This window comes from Paenibacillus sp. FSL H3-0310 (assembly GCF_038002785.1).
Classification (GTDB): Bacteria; Bacillota; Bacilli; order Paenibacillales; family Paenibacillaceae; genus Paenibacillus_AQ; species Paenibacillus_AQ odorifer.
Window position 1 is genome coordinate 1,491,882 of sequence record NZ_JBBODC010000002.1, and the last position, 16,220, is coordinate 1,508,101.

The 16,220-nt window shown below is 42.1% G+C and carries 10 protein-coding genes; all 10 read left to right on the forward strand.

Features of this window, described 5'->3' with window-relative positions:
* The first annotated feature begins 42 nt into the window (after window positions 1-42).
* The 10 genes from MHH63_RS26050 to MHH63_RS26095 all read left to right on the forward strand — a co-directional run bounded on the left by MHH63_RS26050 (window position 43) and on the right by MHH63_RS26095 (window position 15,984).
* A complete protein-coding gene (locus MHH63_RS26050) occupies window positions 43-1,764 on the forward strand; it encodes a phospho-sugar mutase (protein ID WP_076123920.1) in 1,722 nt (573 codons plus the stop codon).
* 128 nt (window positions 1,765-1,892) lie between these two features.
* Window positions 1,893-3,929: a DUF5693 family protein gene (locus MHH63_RS26055; protein ID WP_341172240.1), complete on the forward strand. Its 2,037-nt coding sequence runs from the start codon at window positions 1,893-1,895 to the stop codon at window positions 3,927-3,929.
* Window positions 3,905-5,038 carry a polysaccharide pyruvyl transferase CsaB gene (gene csaB / locus MHH63_RS26060; protein WP_076279125.1) on the forward strand — a complete coding sequence of 378 codons (1,134 nt, stop codon included), beginning with the start codon at window positions 3,905-3,907 and terminating at the stop codon, window positions 5,036-5,038. The genes MHH63_RS26055 and csaB overlap by 25 nt, the downstream gene beginning before the upstream one ends.
* 6 nt (window positions 5,039-5,044) lie before the next feature.
* Entirely contained in the window at window positions 5,045-5,800 is a 756-nt protein-coding gene (locus tag MHH63_RS26065; protein ID WP_036681526.1) for a WecB/TagA/CpsF family glycosyltransferase, read from the forward strand.
* 116 nt (window positions 5,801-5,916) lie between these two features.
* Window positions 5,917-7,044 (forward strand): glycosyltransferase family 4 protein, encoded by a 1,128-nt coding sequence (locus tag MHH63_RS26070; RefSeq protein ID WP_036681523.1) that lies wholly within the window; start codon window positions 5,917-5,919, stop codon window positions 7,042-7,044.
* Between the two features lie 160 nt (window positions 7,045-7,204).
* On the forward strand, window positions 7,205-11,131 hold the full coding sequence (locus MHH63_RS26075; RefSeq protein ID WP_341172241.1) for an S-layer homology domain-containing protein: 3,927 nt from the start codon (window positions 7,205-7,207) through the stop codon (window positions 11,129-11,131).
* 156 nt (window positions 11,132-11,287) lie between these two features.
* Window positions 11,288-11,629: a hypothetical protein gene (locus tag MHH63_RS26080; protein ID WP_036681520.1), complete on the forward strand. Its 342-nt coding sequence runs from the start codon at window positions 11,288-11,290 to the stop codon at window positions 11,627-11,629.
* 542 nt (window positions 11,630-12,171) lie between these two features.
* Complete coding sequence (locus MHH63_RS26085) at window positions 12,172-14,934, forward strand: Ig-like domain-containing protein (RefSeq protein ID WP_341172242.1); 2,763 nt, start codon at window positions 12,172-12,174, stop codon at window positions 14,932-14,934.
* A gap of 87 nt (window positions 14,935-15,021) precedes the next feature.
* Complete coding sequence (locus tag MHH63_RS26090; protein ID WP_076279128.1) at window positions 15,022-15,561, forward strand: hypothetical protein; 540 nt, start codon at window positions 15,022-15,024, stop codon at window positions 15,559-15,561.
* 153 nt (window positions 15,562-15,714) lie between these two features.
* Complete coding sequence (locus MHH63_RS26095; protein ID WP_036681516.1) at window positions 15,715-15,984, forward strand: alpha/beta-type small acid-soluble spore protein; 270 nt, start codon at window positions 15,715-15,717, stop codon at window positions 15,982-15,984.
* The last annotated feature ends 236 nt before the right edge of the window (window positions 15,985-16,220 follow it).

The following is a 16,220-nucleotide window of genomic DNA, read 5'->3' on the forward strand; positions in this document are numbered from 1 at the left end:
ATATTTTATTTTTCTATAAATATATCTAAAGGAGAGATTCATATGACTCAATTAAGTGCGAAAGCGGCAGACACATTATCCCGCTGGTTGCAGGACCCTTCTGTTGACGAGGCTACAAAGGCAGAGCTTCGCGCTCTGGAGAATGAGCCACAGGAGCTTGAAGAGCGTTTTTACAGAGACTTAGAGTTTGGTACAGGCGGCTTGCGTGGGGTTATTGGTGCGGGCAGCAATCGTATCAATCGTTATACTGTTGGCAGAGCTACACAAGGCTTCGCTAATTATATTCTAGAAAAGCATACTGGAGAAGGCAGACCTTCGGTTGTTATCGCGCATGACTCTCGTCGCTTCTCGCCTGAATTCACACTTGAGGCTGCTCTTGTGCTGGCTGCTAATGGCATCGAGGCGCATTTGTTTACCTCCCTTCGATCAACACCACAGCTGTCATTCAGCGTGCGTTATTTGAAAGCAACGGGTGGTATTGTAATCACCGCGAGCCATAACCCTCCTGAATACAATGGTTATAAGGTCTATAATTCGGAAGGCGGACAGCTTGTACCACACGAAGCCGAAAAGGTCATTTCTTACATACTAGAGGTTGACACTTTTGATGGTGTAAAGCGGATTTCGCAAGAAGAAGCTGAAGCTCAAGGTCTGTTGCACTGGCTAGGAGAGAAGGATGACGAAGCGTTTACCGATACTGTTGCTGCGGTCAGTCTTGCAAGTGAAGAGATTGCCTCTACGCTTGGAAAAGACTTCAAAATCGTATACACTCCGCTGCATGGTACAGGTAATTTGCCAGTCCGCCGTGTACTTGAGAAAATCGGCTTCACCCAGGTACATGTTGTACCTGAGCAAGAACAGCCGGATTCTGAATTCTCTACAGTGAAATCGCCGAACCCGGAGGAACGTGAAGCTTTTACGCTGGCTATGAAGCTGGGCGAAGAGTTGAATGCTGACCTTTTGATTGGCACGGATCCTGATGCAGACCGTATGGGTGCGGTAGTTCGCGACAATGAAGGTAAATTTGTTGTTCTGTCCGGCAATCAATCCGGAGCACTGATGATTCATTACTATTTGAGTCGTTTGCAGGAACAAGGAAAGCTGCCTAGCAATGGTGCGGTTGTAAAGACTATCGTTACTAGCGAAATGGGGGCTGCTGTAGCTTCTCATTATGGTGCAACTGTATTTAATACGCTGACTGGCTTCAAATATATTGGAGAAAAGATGACCCAGTTCGAACAATCCGGAGAATACACATATCTTTTCGGATATGAAGAAAGCTATGGTTATCTTGCAGGCAATTATGCTCGCGATAAGGATGCTGTTCTTGCTGCTATGCTTATCGCTGAAGCAGGTGCTTATTATAAAGCTCAAGGCAAAACATTATATGATGTTCTTCAGGAATTGTACGAGCAGTTCGGATACTTCTTGGAAAGCTTGGAGTCCCGTACGCTGAAAGGCAAAGATGGCGTTGCGCAAATTCAAGGAATCATGAATGATTGGCGTTCTAATGCACCACAAGAAATTGCTGGATCTGCCGTAACAGAAATTCAGGATTATTCCCTGGGCTTAAATGGACTGCCGAAGGAAAATGTACTGAAGTATTTGCTGGCTGACGGATCTTGGTTCTGCCTGCGCCCTTCCGGCACAGAACCTAAGATTAAAGTTTATTTTGCAGTAGTGGGTGACTCCCTGCAGAATGCTAAGGATAAGGTTGCTGCACTGTCGAAACAGGTTATGGCTCGCGTTGACGGGGGACAATAATAAATATAGAGTGCTTTCTATATTGTGAATTATATTTTACGTAGAAACGGGTACCGTCTCTAAAAGGATGACGATCCGTTTCTACTTTTGTTAAAAGAGTTTTTAAAGCGAAAGAGGAGGTACTTTTGGTGCGGCAAAAATGGCAACGTTGGAATATTACTTTCCGAAAGTGGCTGTGGATCATAGTTGTGGTTGGCGTTATAGCAGCCTTGCCTGTGGTCTATGATCGACTGCAGACGGAGAAGTCTTCCAAGACAGTAGAATTTGTATTTGATTATCGTGATCTGGTTGATGTAGCCAGCTATCGTGCAAATCCACAAGATTATATTTCCGAACAGTTAGATCGCCTTAAAGACGCTGGTGTACAGAGCATGGCGATTTACGAAAGCACATTGGAAGATTACCGTAAGGCGCGTCGTCTAATGATATGGGGTGCGGCTGATATAGCTAATCTTACGGACACGATCATACCTGAAAATGAAAACTATACCTATATTCTGTTTACCAGTGCTGATTACAGCGATACTTTAGCGCCTGTAATTAAAGAAGCATTTAGTAATCTTGGGATTAATTCAAGAGACTGGAGTTTCCGCGGACAGCAGGGTCTTATCATCGAGACCCCGCTAGAAGACGCTACATTGAAGCCACTGCAGCCCGATCCATTTACACTGGACATGCTGCATAACAAGGGATTCAGTATTGTACCTCGTCTTGTGGATTCTCTGACTTATAATGAAGCCACGGTAAAGAAGCTGTTGGATCGTTATGAGGAATTGGGTGTTAAACGGATTCTATTTGAAGGTGAGTCTGTTAAAGGGTTTAATGATGATGCCGATACTGGGAGTATCACTGACTTTGCAAATCTCCTTAAGGAACGTGGAATGGGGATTGCAGCAATTGAGAATATTAAAAAACAGCAAAAGGGCTTTAACAGGCTCGCTTATTTGCTGGATTATAATGTGACACGTTTATATTCCCTTAGTGAGGGAGATTCTGCCTTAGATCCAAAAGTAATTTCGGACCGTTTCGCTCTGGCAACAAAGGATCGGAATATCCGCATGATCTACTTAAACACGATTCCTGCAAGAAATACTGCTAAGGCACAGGTTACAGATACATTAGATAACCTTATTACCAGCCTAAGCGAACCAGGCGGAGCAGTTGAGCAGATTAAAGGCAATGGATTTAAACTGGGACAAGCTACGGCATTTGAGGTTGTAGATTCCTCTTATCAACGTTACTTTAAGCTAGTTGCGGTGGTTGGAGCAGTGTCTTTAGTGGCTCTGCTGGTCTCTTACTTCATTCCACAGCTCACGCTTGCTGCCTGGGTGTTAGGTTTGATTGGAAGTGCAGGCCTGATGCTAGTGAAGCCTGAAATGTTTGAACAAGCGCTCGCGCTTGCCGCTGCGATAAGTGCACCAACGCTTGCCGTTGTGCTTGCCATTCGTAAGGTTAATGAAATGGGACCACCTCTACGGAGCAATCCCCTTACCTATAAGGCTATGAGCCCGCAACGCCGGTTTACACATAGCTTAGTGCTTTATTTTAAGACTTCACTGATCTCTTTGAGCGCTGTGCCGTTTATGATAGCACTGCTTAATAATGTAACTTATAGCCTGGTTCTCAACCAGTTCCGTGGTGTCAGTCTGCTTCATATGGCGCCTATCGGTCTTGTGGCACTTTACGTGCTTTTGTATCGTGGGGATTTTGTCTTTAACAAGACAGGTAAGCTGCTGCGGACACCAATCACATTTGCGATGATTATCATTGCCTTTGTTTTGGCGGTTGTTGGCTATTATTACATGACCCGTACAGGTAACGGTGGCAGTGTGAGTCCGTTGGAAATGGTTTTACGTACATTCTTGGAAAATACGGTTGGCGTTCGACCGCGTAATAAAGAGTTTTTGCTAGCGCATCCGTTATTAATTCTTGGCGCATTCTTGGCCTTTAGATATCGGAATGCAGCGTTTATCATGATTATTGCTGTAATCGGTCAGCTCTCGATGGTAGATACCTTTGCTCATATTCACTCGCCAGTTCTGATCTCGCTCATTCGTGGCTTGCTCGGTCTTGGATTAGGACTGATCATTGGTGTGATTGCCGTAATCGTATGGCAAATTGCAGAAGGGTGTTGGAAACGATGGTCGCCACTCCTAAAAAGATAGTTATTTCCGGTTATTACGGTTTCCATAACAGCGGGGATGAGGCGGTACTGCAATCTATATTGATTGCACTGCAACAACATGCTCAAGCTGCAGGTATAGAGATCGAACCCATTGTCTTGTCCATCGATCCTGAGTGGACTAGCGCCACATATGGAGTGAAATCTGTGCACCGGATGAAGCTGGTTGAAGTCCGTCAAGCTATTTATGAGAGTTCTGGTCTGATTAGCGGTGGAGGCAGCTTGCTGCAAGATGTAACAGGAAGCAAGAGTATTCCTTACTATTTAGGTATTATTAAGCTTGCGCAGTGGATGGGTAAACCGACCTTTATTTATGCTCAAGGTATCGGACCTGTGAATCGTAAGCTTTTCCACCCATTAATCAAATCAGTGTTTCGCAAATGTACTTATATCTCTGTGCGGGATGAACAATCCCGCGAGCTTTTACTTTCTATGGGATTAGAACAGAAGAACATAGAGGTTGTTCCTGACCCGGTGATGGGCTTATCTTTACCTGAAGAGACTGATGCTGCTGAATTACCAGAGTCTTCAGATTCACTTCCGGTAGTAGGTATTTCGGTACGTTATTGGGAACAAGATCGCAAGGAGCTGGACGCTCTTGCTCAAGGCTTGATTAAGGCGAATCTTGAAAAACCATTGCATTTAAGATTCCTTCCGTTTCATCTTCCATCTGATATTGAAGCCTCACGTTATGTGATGGAGAAGCTGGAAGAAAATATAAGCCAGCATGGGGGGCAGGTCAGTATTTGTGAAGATGCCAGTCATCCGCAACACATGCTGCGGGAAGTAGGGCAATGTGAAGTGCTGATCGGAATGCGTCTTCATAGCCTGATTTATGCCGCAGGGCGGCGAGTTCCGCTGATTGGTATCTCTTATGATCCGAAAATTGATCATTTTCTAGACAGAGTTCGGTGTCAGCCTGTGGGCACGACCCAATCATTAGATGCTGGACAAGTTGCTGCTGAGATAGGCCATCTTTTGGAAACAGCAGAGGGATGGAGAAATGAGAGGGAGACGATCCTCTCCTCGTTGATTCAAGAAGCAGGGGCTCCAGCACGGCAAATCGTAGAATATTTCCACCATAAAGGATGATCTAAAGTGAAAGCAGAAAGCGCGGTACCTACAGTTCCTATTTTTGGGATTAGAGTCTCCAAGGTTGATATGGCAGCAACTGTTGCATATTTGACAGAGGCGGTTCATACCCGTATCCCGCATCAAGTGATTACAGCTAATCCGATTATGGTTATGGCTGCTTTGGAAGATCCAGCTTATATGGAGATAATGAAGTCAGCTGAATTAGTTGTCCCAGATGGAACCGGTGTGGTATGGGCTGCTAATTATTGTAAGGAGCCTGTAACCGAACGGGTAGCTGGTTTTGACCTGTTACATGAATTGATGCAACAGGGTGAAAGATATGGATGGAAGGTATATCTCCTTGGTTCTACACCTGAGGTGATTCAGGAAACCGCTGAAAGGTTACAATTGCAATATCCGCGTGTTATTATTGCAGGATATCATGACGGTTATTTTGGTCCGGAATCGGATGATGAGATTATTGCTGGAATTGTTAAAACCAATCCTGACTTATTATTTGTGGCCAGAGGCGCGGATAGTCAGGAACCATGGATTGCAAAACACAAATCCAAGTTAGGTGTTCCGATCATGATGGGGGTCGGCGGCAGCTTTGATGTAATTTCTGGCAAGAGCAAGAGAGCACCAAAAGTTTTCCAAAAAATGAGAATTGAATGGTTGTACCGTTTATTAAAAGAGCCTACGCGGTACAAAAGAATGCTTGCGTTGCCGAAATTCGCATTAAAAGTGGTGCGTGAGAAAGATAAAGTAACAAAAGTCTAGTCAAATGCCGATATTCACCTAGAAAATCAGATGAATAGCCTAAAAAAGGGATTGGAATTTGTTTTTGTAACAGCGTATAATTCAATGCGGTAGAGAAATGGGGGTCGACTGATCAAATGTTAATCATATACATCGCTGGATTTATCGTATGCATGGGACTCGCACTTGGCCTCACACCTTTGGTGAAGAAATTCGCCATTAAGATTGGTGCGACAGATGTGCCGAATGCTCGTAAAGTGCACACGAAAATTATGCCCCGCCTTGGCGGATTAGCTATTTTTCTGGCGTTTGTGTTAGGCCTGCTTGCCGTATTGCCGATTATTCCATATGAGTTCACTCCGCGGGAGGCCAACTTCATCAAAGCGCTGCTGTGTGGCGGCGGACTGATTGTACTTATCGGAGGTTTGGATGACCGATTTGAATTATCAGCAAAGTTGAAGCTGCTGGGCCAAATTGTCGCAGCATGTATTGTAGTTTTCGGTTTTGGTATTACTGTAGATTTTGTGAATATTCCATTTAACAATACGTATTCTTCGTTGGAAAGCTGGATTGCTATCCCGCTTACGATTTTCTGGATTGTTGGTGTCACCAATGCTGTTAACCTGATTGACGGGTTGGACGGGCTTGCTGCTGGTGTATCAGGGATTGCGATTGCTACGATTGCGGTAATGGCTTTCTTGATGGGTAACACGATGGTTGCCATGTTATGCCTGTTGCTTCTGGGTAGCATAATCGGATTCTTGTTCTTCAACTTCCATCCCGCCAAGATTTTTATGGGGGATACGGGATCGCTGTTCTTAGGCTTCTGCTTAGCTTTACTTGCTTTGCTAGGGTTTAAACAGATTGCCGTGGTTTCGTTTATTACACCTTTGCTTATTATTGGTGTACCGTTGTCGGACACGTTCTTTGCGATCGTGCGCCGTAAGCTGCAGAAGAAACCAATCTTTGCACCAGACAAAGGTCACTTGCATCATTGCCTTCGCGAGCTAGGCTTTAGTCATCGTCAGACTGTGCTCATTATTTATGGTATTGCTGCATTTTTTGGAGTTTTAGCTGTTATTCAATCCTCTGCCGCTCTTTACGAGGCGAACTGGGTTACCTTCGTAGTCATCTGCATCATGCTCTTCTTCTTGCAGATCGGTGCGGAAGTTACAGGTTTGATCGGTAAGACTAAACGTCCGCTGATTGATTTCTTTTTAAGAATTCGTATGAAGGCTAATCCGGAAAGAGGTTCCAAATCTTAATTTATTAATGGTATTATTCTAATATTTTCTATAACTAACAAAACTCATCCCTTTTCGGATGAGTTTTTTGTTGTTTTCCCTAAAAATATCGCTTCCTATGACCGATAAAGAACAAAGTGAAGGTTTACGAGAATTTATACTCAAAGGAGAGATATAACACATGCAACGCTTTAAGAGACCGTTCATTTGGCTGATGCTGGCGGCTTTGATCGTTTCTATGTTCCCAGGTAAATACACGCCCATAGCGGCAGCGGCTACCACGAGCTCCACGACTTTCTTCAGTCCGGATGATCTCACATTACGTAATACTGTTCTGTTGAAACAGGATGTTGTAGCAACAACAGCTAATCCTAATCCTGAGGGACTTATTGACCGTTCTAGTGTTTACAAAGTAAGTAGCCCTACCTTTTCAATTACAGGAACCTACTCTCAGGTAACATCTTCCACGATGAAGGTTACTGTAGAGCAGCTTACAAAAGATAGTCAATCTAATAAATGGGTAACAGATGCTACTCACCTGACTACGGGAGCGGTAACAACAGATACCAATAGCCCGGATAACCGTTTTGTAGCATCTGGTCTTGTTTTGTATACAGGTTTTAATAAGGTGACCTTTTCTGGTATGCAAGGGAATCTCCAACGTTCAGAATCATTTTATGTTCTTTACGATAAAGTTCCCTATGTAACAGAATTAAAAGTTTTGGGTGGTCCTTCTGCGCTTAATTTAAATGAAGGAACACAAGTTGTTGTACCAGTATCTACAGTTACTCTTCAAGGTAAAGTAACGAATGCCACTAAAGTCAGTGTCTCCGTGAATGGAGGAACTGCATTACAAACTTCCCTATTGGAAGACGGAACATTTTTCACCCCCGCGCTGAACTTGAGTCCGGGATTAAGTACGCTTAAGATTGTTATTCAAAATGCTTCGGATTCAATAACAATAGACAGATCCGTATATTTCTTTGATAAGGATCAACCGTACGCTTCTTTGAACATCAACCACGACAATGCGGACTATAATATCTTAAATGATAATGTGCCTACGTTGACTGCTGATTTGACTCCAAGTGTTGCAGGTTTTACTGGACAGATCTTAGTTCCATATAACGTGGCTCCGTTTGCAACAAATGCTGTGCTAACTCTTAATAAAGGTAATAGTTCCGAAAAAGTTGTAACGATTAGTGCTGTGACAGAAGAATTAACAATTCCTGGTCCTGATGGCGTTACGCCAACGTATAAATTGGTTAAATTTAAGACTGCAGCTGATTTAGAAATCTTGGCGGGTGTAAATGACTTTAAATTGTCTGTAGATTATGGCAGCCACAGCAGTTCTCATCTTTATTCATATAAATTTTTGAAAAATGAGACTGTTATAACAGAAATGTACTACCTTCCTGGATATACAGGCTCAGGTGATCTTACCAATATCTCTAAATTGCCTTTGAATGGCCAACAGTTAGAGACGGATAGTTTCTATATAATGGCGAAGACAAATAGATCAACAACCCCAGAAGATATAACTGCGAACTATTTGCCATTGAGTAATAAACCACTATCCATAGTTTATGTAACTGCAGGCACAGGAACAAATGAATATATTTATAAAATATCAGGGTTCTCTAATGGTCAACAAAAGGTACAATTCCGTTATAAAGGATCAGAATCCTTCTATAATGCTGATATTTCATATGTATCGAAAAACTATATATATGTAAGTAATCTGCAAGATGGTCAGACCTACGAATTCGATTCCAGTGTAGAAAGAAAACTTAATGTCGCTGGGGAATATATCGGGTTCGAAAATATAGAAAATGCACAAGTGCAAATTAACGGTACAGACAGTAACTCATTATCTAGCAATCCTTTTAAGCTTGAAGTAGAAAAAAACTCAACAGTAAATAAAACAACTTTTAATTTCACTGTGACAATCAGTCAGACGGGACCACTGGTATACGGTGAGAATAAAATCGTGTTTACTGGAGTCTCAAGAGATAATGCTGGTAACCAACGTATTATCAAAAAAGAACTTAAAATTTACATCATTGATACCAACATTTCTGGGGTAAAACAATTCCATCCTACTTTAGGGGATAATCGTTTACCTTTTACAACTACAACCCTTTCTAATGAAGTCGAGCGTAATGCCATGCTGGCATTGCCGGCTGAGATTGTATATAAGGATGAAAAATATACAACAAACAAAGATAAATTCGACTTGGTACTACAAGGTAGTGGTGCTACAACGCTGAATCTTTATCAGGGCTCTACTCTGGTGTTTACTTCGACGGGGCAGGATAAGCTGCTAATTGACGGTACGGAATCCGATGGACCTATTGGTCCTAAACGTTATCCTGATGAAGTGGCTGCAAATGGTTTGTATTATGACTACATTGGCAGTGCTAAGAATTTTATTTTAAGATTACGTGACATTAAGTTTGATGCCCCAGGAAGTCAAGTTTATACCCTAGAGCTTATTAACAAAACAGGGGCAAGAACTACACAACGTCTTGAAGTAGTGCGGGAAGTTGCTCCATATCGTCTTCTGTCACCTGTAGCGACGGTAGGTGAGCAAATTGTTGTTAACAAAAACTTTGTTCGTTTTGATATTGAGGCTGAAGGTGCCACTAAAGTAATAATTGGCAAAGAAGAAGCAATTAAACGTACGGATTTGCCAAATCAAGATCGCTTCACCTATGATTATGTGGGCTTAAAAGCAGACAAATCGAATCCCATTAAGATACAAGTGGTTCGTGCTAACTCCACAATAAGCGATACTATAAATGTGTATTATGCTAGTGCAGTGCAGATTGATACACAATATATGGCTGAGAAGGTAGCTACGAAGTATAGTGTCTTTAATAAAACCTTGGAATTGAACTTCCCTAAAGGCACGATTATGAAGGGATATACTAGCTCTGGTGCTGCAAAATATTATCCTAATACAAAACTGTTGTTTGGTATTGCGGATCCCGCTGATGGCGTTGTTGAACGTAAGAATGATTACGGGAACATTATCAACGTAACGGGTAGTGACGACAGAACCGAAGGCGGGGGCGGGCAGCTTGTGATTCCACAGGATCTTGCTCTGCGCTTTACATCAACCGTCTCTACTAATAACTTTTCGAGAGTATCGGATATCTATTGGCTCAGTGGTGGTCTAGGAAATGATGGCGTTAATCTTGAGACCAACGGGGTTACCCCGCATTTCGTGGATGCCAGTGGAAAGACTGGATACTTTACACAGTATAGTCAAACAAGAAAAATCGTACCTTCTCAACGTGGTGAATTGACGCTTACTTTCAACTCCAGCATTGTGGATGAAGTGGGATCGACTATTACAGTATTCCGATATACAGATTCAGGTAAGTGGGAGAACTTGGGCGGGGTCGTAGATACGAAAAAACATACCATCACCGTTCCATTCGATGAATTTGGTTATTACACTGTTATGAAGCTGCGCCGTGGTTTTGTTGATATTACGAATCATCCATGGGGCAGAAATATAATGAATGGATTGTATTCCAAAGGATTTATGACTAATCTTCGAGCAGATGCATTCGGAGCCGATGATTTGACCACTCGTGGTGAATTCGCTACATTGTTGGTGAAATCATTAAGTATTCCTTTGAACTATGATGCTAATAAACAAACCTTCTTTGATATTGTGCCAGAAGCCGTAGCGGCTACATGGGATTTCAAACACATTGAGACAGCTGCTAGGGCAGGTATTGTTACAGGCCTCAGTGATGGCTTCTTTGGGCCTGATCAAGCCTTAACACGTGAACAAGCCGCAGTAATGATAGCTAGGGCGTTGAAACTCAAGATGTCGTTGAATGACAGTAAACTGTTGGCAAGCTTAAGCAAATCATTTGTTGATACAAGCAACATGGATTTCTACTCACGTCCTGCAATTGAAGCTATATCTAAAGCTAAGATTATGGAAGGAAGTGCTGTGACCGTTACAGGCCAAAAGAAGCCCGTCTATAACTTTAACCCGAAGGGTAAGTTGACTAGAGCAGAGGCCGGTAAGATTACTGTGGCACTCTTACAGAAGAGTACAAGCATCTTCCCTAAGAACTTTAACTAAAGAATAAAAAAAAGTGCTCCGGCCTGCGAAAAGTATTCGTAGGTCGGAGTTTTGATGTAAAGATAACAATTACCAGCGACATAAATTTTGTAATCTGCACCGATTTACGATACAATAATGTAGAAAATATTATTTTCTGAAAGGTGAAAGCCATCGATGAAACCGATTTTATCAAAAGCACAGTTGGATTACATGAAAGCCAAGAATATGTTTGAGAATAGAGCAAAAGTGTTGGAGAAGGAAATTGCAGCTAAACGGGCACTACAGGAGATCACTCAAGAGGTCATGGAAGAACTGGTGCAAGCAACAGGATTCCACGATTCATACAACGAGCTTGTTGTTACTGAGAATGCTCTGATCGAATGGTCTCATACTACAATCAAGCATGAGAAGAGCTACCGCGAGAACCGCGCAGCTATTGATGCAATGTATGACAATGTGAACTCGAGTCCTGAGAAGCGTCAGGAATTGATCCAATTATCTATGAAGATTCGTTAGAAACAATGTAATAGAAGCAAGCGTCGGCAACGGCGCTTTTTTTGTTTTTTGTAGGAATGTTTAAATTAATAGTACAAGTGTTAATGATTCTTAGTAAATATTGCATAATGACGTTTAGAAAGCGACTATGATATACTGTTTTCCGTAGGCACCCATGATTAACAATAGTTAGTAGAACATACATATGTATCTTCTAATGGGATCACACCGGAAAATATAAAAAAGAAGATTTTTTTTGAGAAACCGCAACTTTTTCAAATCTTCTGCGTTTAAGGTGTAGAGTCATTTACACAGGGGCTGAAATTAACCGCTGGTAAAGCCAATTTAACAAAATGGAAAAATTAGCTTTACGTGACTTGAGGCACATTGTATAATACTTAGGTATAATTAGGAATCTAGTATTGTCATGTCCTAAAATCGTTTACCAGTTTCTGTGATACCCGTCACAGACATTATTTATACTTAATTTGCTCAACTCGGGAAAGGGGGTGCATCGGCTAATGAGTGACATGAGCTACTCAACTAAAGAAAAATCTCAGTTTATGAACGTCCAAGGAGGAGAAAAAAAGGTTATGAAGAAAATTTTATCCGTAGCATTATCTACAGCAATGGCATTCTCGATGTTTGCCTCTGTAGCGTTTGGTGACGCAGCAACAACTCCGCAACAAAAATTTGATGCTTTGGCAGCGAAAGGTATTCTCAACGGATACCCAGATGGTCAAGCTCACCTTGAAAAAGATCTTACTCGTGCTGAGTTCGCGAAGATCGTTACTAAATTGTTCGACCTTACTGAAGTAACTAACAAATTGTCTTACAAAGACAAAGGTTACAACGCATCGAACTGGGCTGTGCCTTACATCGAAGCTGTTACTGCAGTAAACTACATGCAAGGTAAAGATACTGTTAAAGGTATCTTTGACTACAACGGTAAAGTAACAGTTGAAGAAGTTGCGGCTGTATTGTTCCGCGCTTTGAAACTGGAACAACCAACTACAACTGACAACTCTGCATCCGCATGGGCTAAAGGTTACGCTCAAGCAGTGATCGACGCAGGTTTGGTTGCTAAAGACACTAACTTCAAAGCTAACGCTAGCCGTTCTTTGGTAGTTGAAACAGCATATGCTGTTGATCAATTGGGTCAAGCAGCTACAATCGCTTCTGCTGAAGCAGTAAGCCCAACTAAAGTAGTTGTAACTTTCTCTGACAAAACTACTACAACTGTTGAATTGACAACTGCTCTTGTAGCTGGAGTTGAAACTACAATCAACTTCAAACACAACGATCATGATTACACTACTAAAGTAACTTTGGCAGCTCCTAAGGTTGTTTCCGCAACTGCTCCAAATGCTAAACAAGTAGTAATCAAATTCAACCGTTCAATCGATGTTGATACACTGGCTGAATCCAGCAAAGTTATCGACGGTGTTGTAAAAGTAACTAAAGTTGGTAGCAAAGATGATGAAGTGGCTAACGCTTATGTAACCTTCAATGCTGACAACACAGAAGCTACTATTACTGTGCCAGGAACTAAAGGTCTTAAAGGTAACTACACAGTTGTTGTGAACGATGCTGTGAAGACAACTGCTGGTGAAGCTGTTCCAGCATTCACAACTTTGCTTCCTATCGCTGACACTGTAGCTCCAACTGTTGCTACTATTAGTTCTACAGCTAAAGCAACAACTAAAGACGTATACGTAACATTCAGTGAACCAGTTAAAACTACTGGCATCGTGGCTTACGTAAATGGTTCTGCTGCTTCCGCGACTGTACAAAATGACACTTACACTGAGTTCAAATTGAGTGGAGTATCGTTGGAAAGTGGTAAATCATATGATGTATCCCTGCTTAACGTAACTGACTATGCAGGTAACGTTGCTAATCCAAACCCAATCAAAACAACTGTAACTGTAGTTTCTGACGTTGCTGCTCCTGTAATCAAGAGCGTAACTCCAATTAGCGACAAGTTCGTTGAAGTTGAGTTTGACAAGAACGTTGACCGTGCATCTTTGGTTGGTAATGTTCGTCTCTTGAACTCCGTTGGAGAAAGCCAAGGTACATTTACTGTTGTTACTACTGGTAACGGCAAGAAGTTCACCCTGCAAAGTCCTTTGACTAGCTTCCCATCCACTGGTACTTTCACTGGATCCGTTGTATTCGGAGCAACTGTTAAGGATACATTGGGTAACACATTGGGAACTGCTTCAAGCCAAGCAATTACTTTCACTAAAGATACAGTAGCTCCTACTGTTACTAGCATCACTTACTCAACTTCTGGATCTGTTAAAGGTCTGCAATTGAAATTCTCTGAAGAAGTTGTTGTAGGAACTGGTAATGTGACTTTGATCAACAACAAAACTGGTCAATCCACAACTATCGCTAATACTGTATCCGGTAGCGGTAAAACTTTCACATTGACTTCTGTTAATGTAGCTCCTGGTGAGTACACAGTACGTCTACCAGAAGGACTTTTCAGAGACAAATCTTACTCTGCTAATAAACTTGCTGCAACTGTACTGACTGTAACTATCGGTTCTGAAGCTACTGATGGCGATGCTCCAGTATTGTTCAACAAAGGCATCCAATTCAATGACAGCACAGTATCTGACTCCGTTTACGGCGATGCTACTATCACTGTTGACCTGAGAGATGCTAGCGGACTTAACGTTGCATCTGTAATGGATGTTAACAGCTACACATTGGATGACAAAGCTTTGCCAAGCGGTTCTTTTGTAACAATCAGAACACTTGACAAAGATGGTAATTTGCAAGTGGGTAACGCAGAAAAACCAACTTACGCTCGTGCAATCATCCATATTCCAAGTTCTTCTATCAGTGAAACTAAAACTGATTACAAATTCGTTGTTAACGGCGTTGCTGATGTAGCTGGTAACTATATCGAAGCAGTTAGCGCGAAAGGTACATTGACTAGCAGAGTTAGCCCACTTCTGACTTCCGCAGTAGTTTCCAGCGGCAACTCTTATGAGCTGATCCTTGGATTCTCTAAAGAAGTAGTAGATCTGGACAAACAAGATCTGGAATTCTACATCAACAATGATGTAAAAGATACCAACATTCTTAGTCAGGCTTACTACACAGTAACTAAGATTGTTAACGGATCTGATAAAGGTAAATGGTCTGTTACTTTCTCCAAGAAAGCTGTTGATTCCAAAGCAGCTCTTGAAGATGAGTTGGATCTGAACTCCAATGATGTTAACAGAATTATCGTTAAGATTGCTAAGAACGCAAAAGTACACGATAAAGATGGTAACCTCATCACTGACGAAACAGAAATCTCCGCTAAGTAATCTCCGATTACCGAAGCACAGAATAGCCTCTTCGGAGGCTATTCTTTTTTTATAGGTTTTTATCCCCAATAATGAGGAGGAACTTCTTTGAAATCGGTATGGAAAGTAACAACCGCAGCCGTATTGCTGGCTGGTGGTGTATGGGCTGGATCTCTGCTAAACATTACTGCTGAAGGTGCTGGTGTTGGTTCTCAGCCTGGCACAACGGATGATCCTGTAGTTACGAAAAGCTACGTAGATCAGCAAATTCAGAAAGCACTATCAGGTGGTACAGTGACGACTCCGGTAGCGAGTGCTACACCTGCGCCTAGTGCAACCACAGCGCCAGTAGCTACGCCTGGTCAAAATAGCAGTAATGAATCTGTGATTGTTGATGTGAAGCCCGGCCAAACTTTAATTGCTTCTGCAGGCGCTGAATTTATCGTTCGCGCGGGTAAAGCAGTAATCGTTTCACAAGATGCCAATGGTGTGGCCGATTTAACAGACGGTAAAGATCTTACAAACGGACTAGCTGCACCATCTAACCACTTATTGTCCTTCCCTCGTGATGGTCGTGGAATAGCTGTTCAAGAGGGTCAAACGCTTGGTCTTGTTGTGATGGTTCGTGGTGGATATACCTTGAAATAATGTGTAATGATATATATTCATAATGCCCGTAAACGGACTTAATCATACCTTCAAACTGTTTTCCAAAGTTACAAATCATTGGCGCGATTGAAGATTAAGTGATGGACGCACAATATTCCTGTAATCTTACAAATTCACAGGAGGTGCTGTAACATGGCACGTAATAATCGTACAGTCGTACCTGAAAGTCGGACAATGCTGAAACAAATGCAATATGAAATTGCAGCTGAATTTGGTTTATATGGGGCTCATTATGGAGGCGGGGCAGACACGGAGTTTGCTTCTGAGTTAGGAGCAGTCGGAGGTAGTGGTTCTGGCCGTAGTCAGTACCTTGGGCATCTAAGTTCAAGGGATAATGGGTCTGTTGGAGGAGAAATTACGAAGAGACTCATTAAGCAAGCTGAACAGTCTCTTTTTCAATAATATCAGGGGTTAGGATGGCCTTATTCCTTGTCTGATATTGCTTTTTTATAGCGTGAAATCAATATTCATACTCTCACGGGGGGTTCTGTGTTTAATTGACACCACCCCCTAAATAAGATAATATGACTTTTGAGGAAAGCCTTAGACCTTTTCCATATGGAAAAGGTTCATTTTTTTGAAGAGTTTAGTGAATGTAGGCATTAAATTTTGCAAAAATCCTTCATAAAAAGAAATCA